This is a genomic window from Macellibacteroides sp. (assembly GCF_050251695.1).
Lineage (GTDB): Bacteria > Bacteroidota > Bacteroidia > Bacteroidales > Tannerellaceae > Macellibacteroides > Macellibacteroides fermentans.
The window spans coordinates 15,845-31,367 of the sequence record NZ_JBFWMI010000031.1 but is presented as its reverse complement, the minus strand read 5'-3'; the positions used below and the strand labels follow the sequence as shown (position 1 = coordinate 31,367).

Sequence of the window (15,523 nt, the reverse complement as noted above, 5' to 3'; positions counted from 1 at the left end):
ACTATGGAACGGATACTTCGGCCGAAGGACGCCTGCTTATAAGGGAGTTGTTGGCCGCCACAAGCGAAGGATTGGGACAAGGAGAAGTTCCGGTATTTCCGATACAGATATTTAAGGTGAAAGAGGGTGTTTCTTATACCGAAGCCGATTATAACAAGGCTATGGCCGATTTCGATAAGGCCATGAGCGGAGAGATTGCTTTTGATGCGCCTAACTTCGACCTGTTACTGGAAGCCTGTAAGACAACCTCGGTTGCTTTGTTCCCTAATTTTATTTTTCTGGATACCCCCTTTAACAAGAATCCCCTTTGGAAAGCAGACGATCCGAAACGATATCGTTACGAAGTGGCATCAATGGGATGTCGTACGCGGGTATACGAAAATATGCACGGCGAAAAGAGCTCGCTGGGCAGAGGGAACCTGTCCTTCACCTCTTTAAATATGCCTCGTCTGGCAATCAAGGCAAGACGGGAGGCGGAAGAATTACATCCGGACGGCGACAAACACACTATCCGCAAGGAGGCAAAACAGCTTTTTATAGAATCCGTACGCAATATGTGTGCACTTATTGCCGAACAGCTGTACGATCGCTATCAATATCAACGCACCGCTCTGGCCCGTCAGTTTCCTTTTATGATGGGCAACGATGTCTGGAAAGGAGGATCAACGCTGCAGGCAAACGATGAAGTGGGCGATATCATTCGAACCGGAACTCTGGGTATTGGCTTTATCGGCGGTCACAATGCCATGGTGGCTCTTTATGGCGAAGGTCATGCACGCCACATGGAGGCATGGCAAACCCTGTACGAAACCCTCGAGGTGATGAATCAGGTGGTAAACAAATACAAGGATAAATACAAACTCAACTATTCTGTTCTGGCAACACCTGCCGAAGGATTATCCGGACGTTTTACAAAGATAGACCGGAAGGTTTACGGCATCATCCCCGGCGTGAACGATCGCGACTACTACATAAATTCATTTCATATCGACGTGAAAGAACCTATATCAATCCTTGAAAAGATAAAGAAAGAGGCCCCTTTTCATGCCCTCACCGGAGGGGGACATATCACATACGTGGAGCTGGACGGCGAAGCGAAGAAGAATGTTTCCGCCATTCTTAAGATTGTAAAGGTTATGTATGATCAGCAGATTGGGTACGGCTCTATCAACCATCCGGTAGACACCTGTAAACAATGCGGATACAAGGGAGTGATATACGACAAATGTCCGGTTTGCAGGGGAGAAAACATCCTGCGTCTGCGCCGTATCACAGGTTATCTTACCGGAAATCTGGATAGCTGGAATTCATCAAAAAAGGCTGAAGAAAAAGATCGTATCAAGCACCGGTAAGATGGATGACGTTAAACAACTGATCGCCCAAAACATACGCGTACTGAATATTTATCCCGAGACCATCTCCGATGGTTTCGGACTTCGGTATGCCATCTATCTTTCGGGTTGCAGTCATCACTGCCCGGGTTGCCACAATCCCGAAAGCTGGAACCCACAGCAAGGAACGCTGCTTACGGAAGAGATGCTTAAAGATATGCTGACAGAGATTTGCAGGAATCCCCTATTAGATGGCATCACTCTCTCGGGGGGAGATCCGATGTTCCACCCAGAAGGTGCCCGGATGCTTCTTAAAATATTGAAGGAGAAAACAAACCTGCCAGTCTGGTGCTATACAGGCTATACGTACGAAGAGATGGTGCAATCAACGGCATTGAAGGCCTGTCTTCCCTACATCGATGTGCTTGTGGACGGCCGTTTCGACCGGGAATTATTTAACCCGTCGCTGGCGTTCAGAGGAAGCAGCAACCAGCGAATCATACATCTGCATAAAAACTCCTGATACAAAACAAGGGAGGTCCGAAACCGGATCTCCCTTGTTTTATAACCTGCAGCCTGTTGCTTCAGATATTCAATTGCAAAATTAATATTGTCTTTCCAACAACCAGGCATCCTGGAAATTAGGAGCATATTTTGCTTTAATGGCATCGCGGCTATCAGCAGCATCAGCCTTTTCATCGAAACTTGAAACAATTACACGCAACATACCTTCTTCGTTCTGAGCAAGGATTGCCTTGTAACCTGCATTCTGCATGCGTTCTTTCAATGCATATGCATTTGTTTTATTTTTAAAACTACCGATTACAACGCTGTAGCGTCTCAATCCGTTTGCGTCTTCACCTGTAACAGCAGTAACTCTTTCCTGACGAACCGCAGCACTTGATGTTCTGGGCTTTGATACCGGAGCAATCACCTCTTCCTCAACTTGTGCGGGAGCTGTAGTCATCTCTTTCTCTTTTGCTTGTTCGTAAGCGGCCTTATAAGCACTCTGTTTAGGTTTACATGAGCCGAACGACACAACCATAGCGATAGCGGCTCCAAATAACCAAATCTTCTTCATACCAGTCAGTTCTTAAATTTAGATATGCAAAGATATAAATTAAATTTAGTACTTTCGCATTCAAAATATAATATAATATAAATTAATGAATAAATCTATCGGAACAATGGTAATGGCAACATCCGTTTTACTTGGCGCCTGTACGCAGGAAACTAAAAAAACGGACGAAGCAGCACCCCTGATCAAACGTACAGAGGTGAAATCGGAAAATGGAGTGCTTACTCCAGAAGTACTGTATAGCATGGCCCGCGTAAGTGATGCACAAGTTTCTCCGGATGGAAGCAAAGTTCTTTACGGAGTTACCTTTATCAGTGTTGAACAGAATAAAGGCAATCGCGAGTTGTTTGTTGTTAATGCAGATGGCAGCGACAAGAAACAGATTACAGAAACTCCCCAAAGCGAACAAAATGCTGTTTGGATTAAAGGCGGTAAAGAGATAGCCTTCCTATCATCCGAAAGCGGATCTTCGCAGATTTGGGTGATGAATGCAGACGGAAGTAACCGCAGACAGTTGAGCAAGCTCGAAAACGGGATCAATGCTTTTGCTCTCTCGCCGGACGAATCGAAGGTGTTATACATCCAGGACATTAAATTCGGACAACGTACCGTGGATTTATATGCCGATCTTCCCAAGGCTACCGGGCGTGTTGTAGATGATTTACTTTATAAGCATTGGGACGAATGGGTGGAAACCGTTCCTCATCCTTTTGTTGCTTCTGTAACTGAAAGCGGACTTACGGACATGGCAGACATTATGGAAGGTGAGCCTTTTGAGTGTCCGATGAAACCAAACAGCGGAATTGAAGACCTGGCCTGGAGCCCGGACGGCAAACTGATTGCCTATGCCAGCAGAAAGAAAACGGGTAAAGCGTATGCGTTATCTACCAACTCAGACATTTACATTTACGACCTGACAAGTAAAAACACCCGCAACCTTACAGAAGGAATGATGGGATACGACATTATGCCCCAGTTCTCGCCCGACGGTAAATCCATCGCTTGGGTAAGTCAGGAGCGCGACGGATACGAATCTGACAAAAAAAGACTCTTTGTTGCCAATCTCCAAACCGGCGAAAAGCAAGATCTGACACAGTCGTTCGATTATAATGCGGATGCCATCCAGTGGCTTCCCGATGGAAAATCGCTGTACATGATTGCTTGTAAAGAGGCTGTAACCCATATCTGGCAGGTAGGCGTTGCCGACAAGCAGATCCGTCAGATCACCAATGGTCAGTACGACTATGTAAGCATGCATTCGGTTGGTAATACAATGGCAGCTATCCGCCAGTCGCAGGTAAACCCTTCCGAAGTATTTGCTGTAAATACACAATCCGGCGAAGCGACCGAAATAAGTTTCGAGAACAAAGCCATTCTGGATCAGCTAAACATGCCTAAGTCGGAATCCCGTTGGATCAAAACAACCGACAACAAGCAAATGCTTACCTGGGTGGTATATCCTCCTCATTTTGATCCTGCCAAGAAATATCCGGCTATTCTGTACTGTCAGGGTGGTCCGCAAAGCACAGTAAGTCAATTCTGGTCGTATCGCTGGAACCTGGCCATCATGGCATCACAGGGATACATCGTGGTAGCTCCGAACCGCAGGGGACTTCCGGGCTTCGGACAAGAATGGAACGAGCAGATCAGCGGCGATTACGGCGGTCAGAATATGAAAGATTACTTTTCAGCCATCGACGAGCTGGCAAAAGAACCCTATGTTGATAAAGACCACCTGGGTGCTGTAGGCGCAAGCTACGGAGGCTTTTCAGTGTACTGGCTTGCCGGACACCATAACAAACGCTTTAAGGCCTTTATCGCTCATGCTGGTATATTCAATCTGGAGCAACAATACCTTGAAACCGAAGAGATGTGGTTTGCCAACTGGGATATGGGTGGAGCCTATTGGGACAAAAGCAATGCTACAGCCCAACGTACCTTTGCCAACTCTCCTCATAAGTTTGTAGACAAATGGGACACCCCTATTCTGGTAACTCACGGCGAAAAAGATTACCGCATCCTGGCTTCTCAGGGTATGAGCGCCTTTAATGCAGCCCAGTTGAGAGGTATTCCTTCCGAAATGCTCATCTTCCCCGACGAAAACCATTGGATAGCTCAGCCTCAAAACGGTATACTGTTCCAACGTGTGTTCTTCCGTTGGTTAGACAAATGGCTTAAGGAATAGCATCTTCTTTAAAGGTAAAGAGTACAAATAAGTATACTTCCCTGTAAGATGCCGGCAAAGGTTACCCCCTTTAGCCGGCATCTTTTTTTATACGGTTTTCCTTATCCTGCAAAAAGCCTATATTTGCATTTAATACAAATCCAAATTATTTTCATGTATGCCAAGATTAAAACCTGAATTCGAAATCTGCAGCTTTGGACTATATACAGCATGGGACCGCGAATCCAAAGAGCTTCCTAAAATACGCAAACACACACTCGAGATACATGCTGAAACCGGTGTAGAATTCGGATTGATCTTGTCTGTAAAAAAAGCAAAAGGAGAAGTATTGGAATATAGGATCGACCATCCACCATTTACAGATGAACAAGGGAATATAGCTCCGCCCTTTGAAGGCACCTACTATATAAGCAGCAACGATTTCCGTTTTTTTCTGGGAGATACTGTATGGGAACCTGTGGAAGACAAAAAGGGTATCTGGAAACTTTCGGTATACTACAAAGGGAAAGAGGTAGCCGGAAAACAATTTATACTGGTGTAATAAAAAACAAAAGGCCCTCAGTCTGCCGACTGAAGGCCTTGCGACAACCGCTTTACGAAGTTATCCTAAATACGATTTGAGCAGTTTGCTACGAGTACCCTGTCTTAATCTTCTGATTGCTTTTTCCTTGATCTGGCGGACGCGCTCTCTAGTGAGGCCAAATTTGTCGCCAATCTCTTCTAGTGTCATCTCCTGACTTCCAATACCGAAAAACATTTTGATTATCTCGCATTCTCTTTCGGTTAACGTAGCTAATGCTCTGTCAATTTCCTTAGCCAATGATTCGTTCATCAACGCACGGTCCGCAATGGGAGCATCGTCATTCACAAGCACATCTAAAAGGCTGTTGTCTTCGCCTTCCACAAAGGGAGCATCCACAGAGATATGACGTCCGGACACTTTCAGTGTATCCGAAATCTTATCTACAGGAATATCCAATTCATCGGCCAGCTCTTCCGGTGAAGGTTTGCGCTCGTTTTCCTGCTCGAATTTAGAGAAGGCCTTACTGATTTTATTCAGCGAGCCAACCTGGTTCAAGGGCAAACGAACAATCCTTGACTGTTCTGCCAAAGCCTGAAGAATGGACTGACGAATCCACCATACAGCGTACGAAATAAACTTAAAGCCTCTCGTTTCGTCAAACTTCTCTGCTGCCTTGATCAGTCCGAGGTTTCCTTCGTTAATAAGGTCGGGCAAACTTAATCCCTGATTCTGGTACTGTTTAGCAACTGAAACAACAAAACGCAGATTAGCCCTGGTTAATTTTTCCAACGCTCTACGATCTCCTCTTTTAATAGCCTGCGCCAATTCTACTTCCTCTTCAACTGTAATAAGGTCTTCACGGCCAATTTCCTGAAGATACTTATCCAATGAAGCGCTTTCGCGATTGGTGATGGACTTTGTAATCTTTAACTGTCTCATTCAATTAATTTAATTGACAAATTCGGGGTGCAAAGATAACAAAAATAATTGAAAGTATTGGCCGAGGGCACCCTATGCCTCGACCAATTAAAAACCTTTAACAATCTTTTGCCTATTAACTATCCTTTTAACCTTTATTCTGATAGATTGATCGCATAATAAGTTGTTTTACCGTTCGGATAAAATCCTTTGATAAACAGTCCCTGTTCGCTCGATCTGCCTTTTAGAATACTATCTACAATACGTTCAAGATCTTCGGGAGTACTAATTTTTTCGTCGTTCACCAACATGATAATGTATCCCTTCTTTATGCCCGCATCTTTCAACTTACCGTTAGTTACACCTGTTACCTCGATACCGTAGTTAACCCCCAGTTCCCTCTTGCGCTTATCGGACAGCTCTTGATATGCTCCACCTAATACTTCAGAAGGATCTGCCTTATCAAGTATTTTGGTATTACCTTGCATATTACGTAATTCAATATTGAATATTTTCTGCACACCCTTGCGGTTTACGGTAATCTTTACCTTGTCACCCGGTCTGTACTTACTGATCTCCTCTTGCAGACGACTGGTAGAACGCACGGCAACATCATTAACAGCAACAATCACGTCTCCAATCTCAACTCCTGCATCTTTAGCCGAACTAGGCATTGCAAATCCACCAACCCAAGCTCCTTCGGTTACTTTCACATCTTTTTTCTGTTCATCATTCAATTTTGATACATCGAGAATAGAAACACCCAGAATGGCTCGCTGAACATTACCATATTGTTTTAAATCCTGTACAACCTTACCGGCAATACTCATAGGTACTGCAAATGAATATCCGGCAAAATTCCCTGTTTCAGAATAAATAGCCGTATTAATACCAACCAGTTCTCCTTTGGTATTTACCAAAGCTCCTCCGCTGTTACCCGGATTTACAGCCGCATCGGTCTGAATGAATGATTGAATCTTACTTACATCTTCATCGCTACCAGTGGAAATAGACCTGCCTTTTGCACTTACTATACCTGCTGTTACAGTAGAAGTAAGATTAAAAGGATTACCTACTGCCAATACCCATTCTCCCACTTTGAGTTGCTCTGAATCACCAAACGGGATGGTGGGAAGATCCTTGGCATCTACTTTTATAAGTGCAATATCTGTTGAAGGATCCGAACCGATCACTTTGGCTTTGAACTTCCTGTTGTCGTTTAACGTAACTTCCAATTCCGATGCTCCGTCGATTACATGATTATTTGTAATAATATAACCATCTGTCGAGATAATAACCCCCGAACCGGCTCCTACCCGCTTTTGCGGTTGTCTTGGCTGATTTCCGCGTCCGTTTCCAAAGAAGAATTCAAATGGATCCATGTATTGTCCGCCGGACACCTGAACTTCGGTTACCGATTTGATATGCACAACAGCGTGTACCGAGCGTTCGGCCGCCATTGTAAAATCCGTATTCTCGGCTGCTACACCACTGTAGTTCGTTAGTCGCAAAGGCTGATTAAATCCATACGAGTTATCTACTGTAGCAACATTCGCATGCTGTCTGTTCATGTAAGCGTTTGCTCCAATAGTAAGACCGGAACTAACTACCGCTACCAAGACAATACCAAGTACATTTTTCATCGTTGTATTCATATTCATCTTATTTTTTAAAACTTAAATTTAACACTTTTCTTGCGACAAATTAAGTTCAAAAAACGTGCAATTATTCTTTTTTGCAGTTATTTTTTATCTCTTTTAACTCCTCATACTCATTGCTTAACCGGTGTTAACAGTAACAGGTATAACAAGGTACTTTTTTAAGAAATAATCAACTGTCAAAAGGTCATCATATATGTATTATAACAGCAACTACGGCAGAATGTTTTTTCTTTACTGACATAATAATAGGAGAAATCAACAAAAAAAATCTATCTTTGCGTCATTGCAGCAGACCGGTCTGTCGCTCACATTCTATGTGGGAGGAACGTCCGGGCAACGCAGAGCACCATACTTCCTAACGGGAAGCTGTTTGTGAGAGCAGAGTAATGTAACAGAAAATAACCGCCGGCATGCCGGTAAGGGTGAAAAGGTGAGGTAAGAGCTCACCGGGTTGCGTAGCAATACGCGATGCCGTACGTCTTATGGGTTGTAAGGTCATGTATACCGGCGCAGTAGGATTGCTCGTCCGATGCCGGGGGGTAGACCGCTAGAGCCAGTTGGCGACAACTGGTCGAGATAAATGGCAGACGCCTTTGTTTTCGGACAAAGGTACAGAACCCGGCTTATAGGTCTGCTGCAATTCTTTTTTTGAATGTTTATCTTAAAAAGAGCACGTAATGATTTTCGTATGAAAAATAAGGAGAAAATACCATTCAGCGAACGCGTAAACGAATTATTGTCGTGGACAATTCGCTTTATCACTTACGACATCTGGCGGATAACGGAAAGTGAAGTCAGCGGACTGAAGGTCTTTTATTTTAATGCGATAAAGACTGTCATTTTGGCTGTAAGGGGGTTTATTAATCAGGAGTTGCAAACCAAAGCATCGGCACTTACCTTCAGCACGCTTCTTTCCATCGTTCCCATGTTGGCTGTTATTGTTGGCATCGCCAAGGGATTTGGACTTCAGGATACTGTCAGACAGGAATTTTTCACCTATTTTCCGGGGCACGAGCTCGAACTGATTAAAGCATTCGAGTATGTAGAACGTTATCTGGCCGAAGCCCAGGGTGGAGTAATTATCGGATTCGGGTTATTGCTTCTGTTTTATACGGTAATCAACCTGATCTCGTCTGTAGAAGATACCTTCAACGACATATGGCAAATCCAGAAGTCGCGCCCGTGGTACCGTAAAATAACAGACTACCTGGCTCTTTTCATTGTACTGCCGCTACTTATGACTATCTCGAGTGGTTCGACCATTTTCATGTCTACCATGCAGAGCACCTACCTCAGCGAGTTTGTGTTGCTCAGCCCTATTGTAGGTTTGATACTGAACGTTGCTCCCTACATAATCACCATCATGGCCTTTACGGCATTGTACATCTCGTTGCCCAACACCAAGGTTAAGTTTGTAAACGGTCTGGTTGCCGGTGTCATTGCCGGTTGTGCCTTTCAGTTTTTTCAGTTTATATACATCAGCGGACAGATTTGGGTTTCTAAATACAACGCCATCTATGGTAGCTTTGCAGCCCTTCCACTCTTGTTACTCTGGCTGCAACTCTCGTGGTTGATCTGTCTTTTCGGAGCCGAACTTTCCTACGCATCTCAGAATGTAAAGAAGTTCAGTTTCGACCGCGACACCAAAAGTATCAGCAGACGTTACAATGATTTCCTAACTTTACTGATCGCTTCCCTAATTGTAAAGCGGTTTGAAAAGGGAGAGAAACCCTATACTGCAGATGAAATATCCGAACAATATTGCATCCCTATCCGTATCACAACTCAGATATTGTATCATCTTACAGAGTTAAAAATCATCATTGAGGTAAACTATGGAGAAGACGATCGGGTTATGTATTATCAACCGGCGTTAGACATTCATAAAATTACGGTAAGTTACCTGCTAAGTAAAATGGATGAATTCGGTTCCGAAAACTTCAAGATAGACACTTCGGGACTTGTAAACCGGGAGTGGGAAACATTACTTAAAACCAGAAATGACATGTATCAGGCAAATGACAAAATTTTGCTGAAAGACCTGTAAACAGAAGTGAATGGAAAATCAAAATTGGACCAGTACAGAAGAGGTAAGAACGGGCGACCTAACCAGGGGCCCTGTGTGGAGGGTGATTGTACGATTTGCAGTTCCGTTACTTATTGGCAACATACTACAACAGTTATATAATATAACCGACAGCATCATAGTAGGACAATTTTTGGGTAAAGAGGCACTTGCTGCCGTTAGTGCCTCTTTTTTCATTTATTATTTTATCATTTCGCTCGTAATAGGAATTGGAAGCGGTGTATCGGTAGTTGTTTCGCAATACTTCGGTGCACGCCAGTATAAAATGGTACAACGGGCTTTTTCTTCTTTCTTTATATTCATGCTGGTTTCCGGAATCATTTTATCGATAGTGGGAATCATATTTGCCGAACCTATATTCCGACTAACCAACACCCCTGCCGAAGTTATACCCGAGGCTGTAAAATACTTTAAGATCTATATCGGAGGTACATTTCTGTTTGTAACATTCAACAGCATCGTTTCTATTCTGCGAGGCATTGGAGAGTCAAATCGTCCTATGATTTTTATCCTTGTCTCCACCCTGCTAAACGTGGTGCTCGACGTATTATTTATTGTTGGATTCGGTTGGGGCATTGAAGGTGCGGCACGGGCAACCGTAGCAGCTCAGGGAATCGCCATGTGTATAGCTCTTTTCTATATCAACGACCGCCATCCGTTACTTTCTATCAAGAAGGAGGACCTGGTTTTTGATATGAAACTGTTCAAGCAAGGCCTCAGGATCGGTCTCCCCACCAGCGTACAGCAATGTGCCATCTCGTTGGGACTGATTGCTTTATTGGGTATTGTAAACAGTTTTGGAACAGACACACTGACAGCTTATGGGGCTGCAGGCAAAATAGATACGATCATTACTCAGGCAATACTGACTCTTTCGGGTGCTTTAGCTGCTTTTACAGGACAGAACATCGGGGCCGGAAAATTCGACCGCGTAAAAACCGGACTTCGTTTTTCAATGAGTGTGAATGCCGTATTCAGCCTTTTGGCCTTTGCAGCCGTTTTCTTCTTTGGCGAAGAATTGATGAGAGCCTTTACCCACGATCCGAAAGTAATCGCCATCGGTAAAGAATATCTATTGATTGTAGGCGGTTTTTTCATTATACATGGAACATTAAATGTATATAACGGAGCCCTCAGAGGTGCCGGCGACACCCTGTTCACTATGGTTACCAGTCTGATTACTCTATGGATCATCCGCATTCCGCTTGCCTACTGGCTTAGCGGAGAGCTTGGAAGGACCGGAATATGGTGGGCAATCGGATTAAGTATAGCCTTGGGCATGGTGGCTACTTATATTTATTATAAGGGAGGCCACTGGAAAAAAAGATGCCTGATCGACCACGGGAAAAAGTAACGTTGAATATCTAAAAAGAAAATATATGATTTGTTTCCCTAATGCCAAAATTAACCTGGGACTGGATATTGTAAGTAAGCGACCGGATGGTTATCATAACATCGAAACGGTATTCTATCCTATTCCTGTTAAGGATGCACTTGAAGTGGTGCAGTCCAACGAATCCACGTTCATACAAAGTGGTATTCCGGTGGATGGCCCAGCAGAAAAGAATTTGGTTATAAAGGCGCTGAATCTCTTAAAGTCTCAATACGATATCCCTCCGCTAGAGGTTCGTTTACTGAAAAACATACCATTCGGAGCCGGATTGGGAGGAGGATCGGCCGATGCAGCATTTATGTTGAAGCTTGTAAACGAGTTTTGTTCACTGCGGATTCCGGAAGAACATTTAGAACTTATGGCTTCTACCCTGGGGGCCGACTGTCCTTTCTTTATCCGGAACAAACCCGTTTTTGCTTCTGGCATCGGAAATATATTTGAGCCGGTTAACCTGTCTTTACATGACTATTACCTGTGCCTGATCAAACCGGACATATCGGTATCCACCCCCGAAGCCTATTCTCTTGTAAAACCCGCTCAACCCATTGTTTCTCTGAAGAAGATCATCGAGATGCCTGTAGAAGAATGGCGTGAAGTTATGTTTAACGCTTTTGAGAAGAGTGTTTTTGCGAAACAACCCGTAATAGAAGCCCTAAAAAATGCTCTTTACGAAGAGGGTGCAGTATATGCATCGATGTCGGGTTCCGGATCATCGGTATTCGGTCTCTTTAAAAAGCCGACTAATCTGAAGGACCAATTTACCTCATGCTTTGTATGGGAAGGAAAATTACAGTAATTGTTATATAAACCATAATACCTGAATAATGAATTTAATAAAAAACGCAGCCTGTCTTCTGCTATTGGCATCTGTTTCGGTTTCGGCAGCAGAAGATATTAAAGTCCGCCAATTTAAACACGCCGGACCGTTTGCCGTTCAAAAGCCTGTCATATCCGACAGTCTGAATGTTAACGGCAAAGCTTTTGAGCTTAACAACCTGATGAAAACCCCTCTGGCTTTCGGGAAAGTGTTACAACAGGCTACTACTTTGGAAGTCGACACCGCCGGATTTGTTCGGTTAGCCTATCAAAAAGGGATTAACGGACTGCATGTATGTTCGTTTTACCTGAACAGCGACCGCTTTGTAAAAGGCACTTTGGAGGTAGAAGGGACCGGACGCTTTGAAGTATACGTAGACGACAAGAAGGTGTGCGAAAAGAGTTCTGTCGACTCTACTCAAAGTAAAGCGGGATCTGCCTCATCGCAACTCACCCTTGAGCCCCGCCGTTACGAGGTGGTGATTAAATACCTCACTACAGATAACGATCCGGCCGAACCTGTACTGAAAGCCGGGTTTAAGAGTAAAGGAAAAGCTGTTGTAGAAGCATCAGTGAACCCCAATGCCCGCTATACGGTAAATAATATTATTGAAGGCAAAGACTTTTCGGGAGTAAGCCTTTCACCCAACGGAAAGTATGCGTTGGTAAAATACATTGAACGATTTACTGCTGGTAAAAGCAAACAATATACCCAGCTTACCGATGTTGCCACAGGCAAAGTATTGTTTACAGAAGACGGTTCTGCCAGAGATGCACGCTGGATGCCTGTAAGCAACAAGCTATATTATACAGCCACAGGTATGAAGGGAACCGAGCTGATTGTAATGGATCCCAAAACAATGGAAAAAGTAAAATTGGTAGACGATTTACCTAAAGGCAGTTTTCAGTTTACTCCGGATGAAAAAACACTGCTCTTCTCTATTGAAGAAGAAGGACCCAAAGAAAACTCAGACCTTATCCGTGTACTTGAACCGTCCGACCGCTTACCGGGATGGCGTAACCGTAGTTTTATACATCGGTATGTATTGTCGACAGGCCTGATGGAACAGTTGACCTACGGACACAACAGTACGTATCTGAACGACGTTAGCGCCGATAGCCGCTATATATTGTTCAGCACCAGTGAACGGGTACTCACTTCCCTACCCTTTTCGAGAAACTCCACCTATAAACTCGACCTGCAGACAATGGCGGTTGACACCTTGTGGGAAAAAGCTCCTTATGTAAGTCAGGCTACCTTTTCGCCGGATGGAAAACAATTACTGGTTTCCGGATCGGGCGATGCATTCGATGGCATCGGACTGAATGTAAAAGAGGGACAGATCTCGAACTCGTACGACGGTCAGCTTTTTGTATTTGATCTTGCAACTCGTAAAGCAAAAGCCCTTACCAAAGAGTTTGACCCCAGTGTAGTAGGCGGCGTATGGAATATATACGACAAGCAGATCTATTTCATGGCAGAAGACAAAGATTACCAACGTATATTTTGCTGTAATCCGCAAACGGGACAGATTAAACCTGTAGCTGTTACAGAAGATGTCATCAATTCGTACAGCCTTGCCCTGACCGCTCCGGTACTGATGTATTACGGACAGAGCGTTTCTAATGCCAACCGGTTGTACACCTACGATCTGAAAGGATCCAAGAGCAGATTGGTTTACGATTTGTCAGCCGAAAAACTACAAGACATTACATTTGGCGAAGTACATGACTGGAATTTCATTTCGGATGAAGGGACAACAATCCAGGGACGTTATTACCTGCCACCCAACTTCGACAAAACCAAAAAATACCCGATGATCGTCTATTATTACGGCGGTACATCTCCAACAAACAGAGCCTTGGAAGCTCGTTATTCGATGCACATGTATGCGGCACAAGGATATGTTGTGTATACATTGAACCCCAGTGGAACAACCGGCTTCGGACAAGAATTCTCTGCCCGCCATGTAAATGCCTGGGGTAAGGTTACAGCCGATGAAATTATTAAGGGAACAGAAACATTCTGTCAGGAACACCCTTTTGTAGATGCCAAAAAGATTGGATGTATCGGCGCAAGCTACGGTGGTTTTATGACACAATACCTGCAAACCCGCACCGATCTGTTTGCTGCGGCCATTAGTCACGCCGGTATCAGCGCACTAAGCAGTTACTGGGGTGAAGGCTATTGGGGATATGGCTATTGCGCCGTTGCCAATGCCGGAAGCTATCCCTGGAACAATGCGGAGCTATTCACGAAACAAAGTCCCCTGTTCAATGCAGATAAGATCAACACTCCCCTACTCCTTTTACACGGAAATGCAGATACCAACGTGCCAGTAGGCGAAAGTATACAAATGTTCGCTGCATTGAAACTGCTTGGAAAAACCGTAGAGTTTATTCAGGTAGATGGCGAAAATCATGGAATTGTTGGCTACAGCAAACGAATTGGATGGCAGAACTCCATATTTGCCTGGTTTGCAAAATACCTGCAGGATGATTCCGCCTGGTGGGACACCTTGTATCCGGAAAGGACCTTGTAAGACAGATAAAGCAATACACATTGTTTATATAATACATCAAGAAGGCCTGGGCAGTAATGCTCAGGCCTTTCTTATAGGATCATAAACAAAAGACTCCTAAGCTTTTATCTTTTTATATACGAGCAACTATCCGGTATGCAGCTGTGTAACGTTCAGTATGCAGCTGCATACCGTAAGTTATCCATATGTTGAACTTGCAGTATCCAGCTGCATACTGAATAGATCTTCGTTAGTTCAGGCATTGTTCATCGTACACTTTTTAATACTATCCGTAAGTATTATAGCTTAATAACAGGCAGCAGATTACCTACTGGTCAGCATGTTATTAGTTTCACCAATACAATAATCAAGTTATTGATGCGATAGTATTTCCATTCTTCGCATTACAAAATCCTTAATAAACAGTACGGTGTCGTCTATTCCCAACACGGAAGCGTCAATAGATAAATGATAGGATGAGGCTACCCCCCATGCTTTATTGGTATAATAGTTATAATAGGAAGAACGGGATTTGTCGATGGATGCCATGCGATCTTTAGCCTCTTGTTCTGTTACTTTATCGTATTCCATGATTCGGTTGATCCGATTCTCTGCTGTATTATGGATAAAGACACTTACACAAGAAGGCTCGTTACGTAAAATATAATCGGCACAACGACCTACCATCACACACGATTGTTTTTCGGCTAATGACCGGATGGTGTCCGACTGTAACTTAAACAGGCCATCATTTGATAAAATATCATTAAACGGTGCATAGGCTCCCATGTATGAATACCCCAAAGAAAAAGCATAGGATAAATTGCCGGATACGCGCTCATCGGCCTTCTCAAAAAACTCTTCGCACAATCCGCTGTCTTTGGCAGCCATCGCCATCAATTCCTTATCGTAATAGGCAATTCCTAACATTTCAGCAAGTTTCTGACCTATCTCGCGTCCACCGCTTCCAAATTGCCGTCCAATTGTTACAATGATTTTGTTTTCCATAA

At 43.8% G+C, this 15,523-nt stretch carries 12 protein-coding genes and 1 other RNA gene; 9 read left to right on the top strand and 4 right to left on the bottom strand.

Annotated features, from left to right (window positions below):
- Together nrdD and nrdG are read left to right on the top strand one after the other, a co-directional pair.
- Window positions 1-1,352: anaerobic ribonucleoside-triphosphate reductase (gene nrdD, locus AB7E53_RS06645; protein WP_446774824.1), on the top strand; the 1,352-nt coding region annotated here is incomplete at its 5' end.
- 34 nt (window positions 1,353-1,386) lie between these two features.
- Complete coding sequence (nrdG, locus tag AB7E53_RS06640) at window positions 1,387-1,854, top strand: anaerobic ribonucleoside-triphosphate reductase activating protein (RefSeq protein ID WP_446771925.1); 468 nt, start codon at window positions 1,387-1,389, stop codon at window positions 1,852-1,854.
- A gap of 81 nt (window positions 1,855-1,935) precedes the next feature.
- On the opposite strand, the gene AB7E53_RS06635 is transcribed toward nrdG, so the two are convergent.
- Window positions 1,936-2,412 carry an SPOR domain-containing protein gene (locus tag AB7E53_RS06635; RefSeq protein ID WP_079683343.1) on the bottom strand — a complete coding sequence of 159 codons (477 nt, stop codon included), beginning with the start codon at window positions 2,410-2,412 and terminating at the stop codon, window positions 1,936-1,938.
- Window positions 2,413-2,497: 85 nt separating this feature from the next.
- On the opposite strand from AB7E53_RS06635, the gene AB7E53_RS06630 reads away from it, so the two are divergent.
- Both AB7E53_RS06630 and AB7E53_RS06625 read left to right on the top strand, forming a co-directional pair.
- Window positions 2,498-4,594, top strand: coding sequence for an alpha/beta fold hydrolase (locus tag AB7E53_RS06630; protein ID WP_446774822.1), 2,097 nt, complete (start codon window positions 2,498-2,500; stop codon window positions 4,592-4,594).
- Window positions 4,595-4,751: 157 nt separating this feature from the next.
- Entirely contained in the window at window positions 4,752-5,135 is a 384-nt protein-coding gene (locus tag AB7E53_RS06625) for a DUF3859 domain-containing protein (protein ID WP_079683344.1), read from the top strand.
- 60 nt (window positions 5,136-5,195) lie between these two features.
- On the opposite strand, the gene AB7E53_RS06620 is transcribed toward AB7E53_RS06625, so the two are convergent.
- Both AB7E53_RS06620 and AB7E53_RS06615 read right to left on the bottom strand, forming a co-directional pair.
- Window positions 5,196-6,056: a sigma-70 family RNA polymerase sigma factor gene (locus AB7E53_RS06620; protein WP_079683345.1), complete on the bottom strand. Its 861-nt coding sequence runs from the start codon at window positions 6,054-6,056 to the stop codon at window positions 5,196-5,198.
- A 134-nt stretch (window positions 6,057-6,190) separates the two neighbouring features.
- On the bottom strand, window positions 6,191-7,690 hold the full coding sequence (locus AB7E53_RS06615) for a Do family serine endopeptidase (protein ID WP_179399476.1): 1,500 nt from the start codon (window positions 7,688-7,690) through the stop codon (window positions 6,191-6,193).
- A 291-nt stretch (window positions 7,691-7,981) separates the two neighbouring features.
- Here AB7E53_RS06615 and rnpB point away from each other — a divergent pair.
- From rnpB to AB7E53_RS06590, 5 genes are all read left to right on the top strand, one after another.
- Window positions 7,982-8,338, top strand: an RNA gene (rnpB, locus tag AB7E53_RS06610) — RNase P RNA component class A.
- A 46-nt stretch (window positions 8,339-8,384) separates the two neighbouring features.
- The gene (locus AB7E53_RS06605) at window positions 8,385-9,743 is read left to right on the top strand and encodes a YihY/virulence factor BrkB family protein (RefSeq protein ID WP_446774820.1); all 1,359 of its coding nucleotides are present in this window, start codon (window positions 8,385-8,387) and stop codon (window positions 9,741-9,743) included.
- Window positions 9,744-9,753: 10 nt separating this feature from the next.
- Complete coding sequence (locus AB7E53_RS06600) at window positions 9,754-11,136, top strand: MATE family efflux transporter (RefSeq protein ID WP_079683346.1); 1,383 nt, start codon at window positions 9,754-9,756, stop codon at window positions 11,134-11,136.
- 25 nt (window positions 11,137-11,161) lie between these two features.
- On the top strand, window positions 11,162-11,971 hold the full coding sequence (gene ispE, locus AB7E53_RS06595; protein ID WP_446774818.1) for a 4-(cytidine 5'-diphospho)-2-C-methyl-D-erythritol kinase: 810 nt from the start codon (window positions 11,162-11,164) through the stop codon (window positions 11,969-11,971).
- A gap of 28 nt (window positions 11,972-11,999) precedes the next feature.
- On the top strand, window positions 12,000-14,534 hold the full coding sequence (locus AB7E53_RS06590) for a prolyl oligopeptidase family serine peptidase (RefSeq protein ID WP_446774817.1): 2,535 nt from the start codon (window positions 12,000-12,002) through the stop codon (window positions 14,532-14,534).
- 351 nt (window positions 14,535-14,885) lie between these two features.
- On the opposite strand, the gene AB7E53_RS06585 is transcribed toward AB7E53_RS06590, so the two are convergent.
- The gene (locus AB7E53_RS06585; RefSeq protein WP_068187181.1) at window positions 14,886-15,521 is read right to left on the bottom strand and encodes a cytidylate kinase-like family protein; all 636 of its coding nucleotides are present in this window, start codon (window positions 15,519-15,521) and stop codon (window positions 14,886-14,888) included.
- Between the last annotated feature and the right edge of the window lie 2 nt (window positions 15,522-15,523).

Bases quoted from the DNA above. Each gene is read 5' to 3' on its own strand.
- AB7E53_RS06635 (WP_079683343.1), bottom strand. From the start codon at position 2,412: ATGAAGAAGATTTGGTTATTTGGAGCCGCTATCGCTATGGTTGTGTCG.
- AB7E53_RS06630 (WP_446774822.1), top strand. From the start codon at position 2,498: ATGAATAAATCTATCGGAACAATGGTAATGGCAACATCCGTTTTACTT.
- AB7E53_RS06625 (WP_079683344.1), top strand. From the start codon at position 4,752: ATGCCAAGATTAAAACCTGAATTCGAAATCTGCAGCTTTGGACTATAT.
- AB7E53_RS06620 (WP_079683345.1), bottom strand. From the start codon at position 6,056: ATGAGACAGTTAAAGATTACAAAGTCCATCACCAATCGCGAAAGCGCT.
- AB7E53_RS06615 (WP_179399476.1), bottom strand. From the start codon at position 7,690: ATGAATACAACGATGAAAAATGTACTTGGTATTGTCTTGGTAGCGGTA.
- AB7E53_RS06605 (WP_446774820.1), top strand. From the start codon at position 8,385: ATGAAAAATAAGGAGAAAATACCATTCAGCGAACGCGTAAACGAATTA.
- AB7E53_RS06600 (WP_079683346.1), top strand. From the start codon at position 9,754: ATGGAAAATCAAAATTGGACCAGTACAGAAGAGGTAAGAACGGGCGAC.
- ispE (WP_446774818.1), top strand. From the start codon at position 11,162: ATGATTTGTTTCCCTAATGCCAAAATTAACCTGGGACTGGATATTGTA.
- AB7E53_RS06590 (WP_446774817.1), top strand. From the start codon at position 12,000: ATGAATTTAATAAAAAACGCAGCCTGTCTTCTGCTATTGGCATCTGTT.
- AB7E53_RS06585 (WP_068187181.1), bottom strand. From the start codon at position 15,521: ATGGAAAACAAAATCATTGTAACAATTGGACGGCAATTTGGAAGCGGT.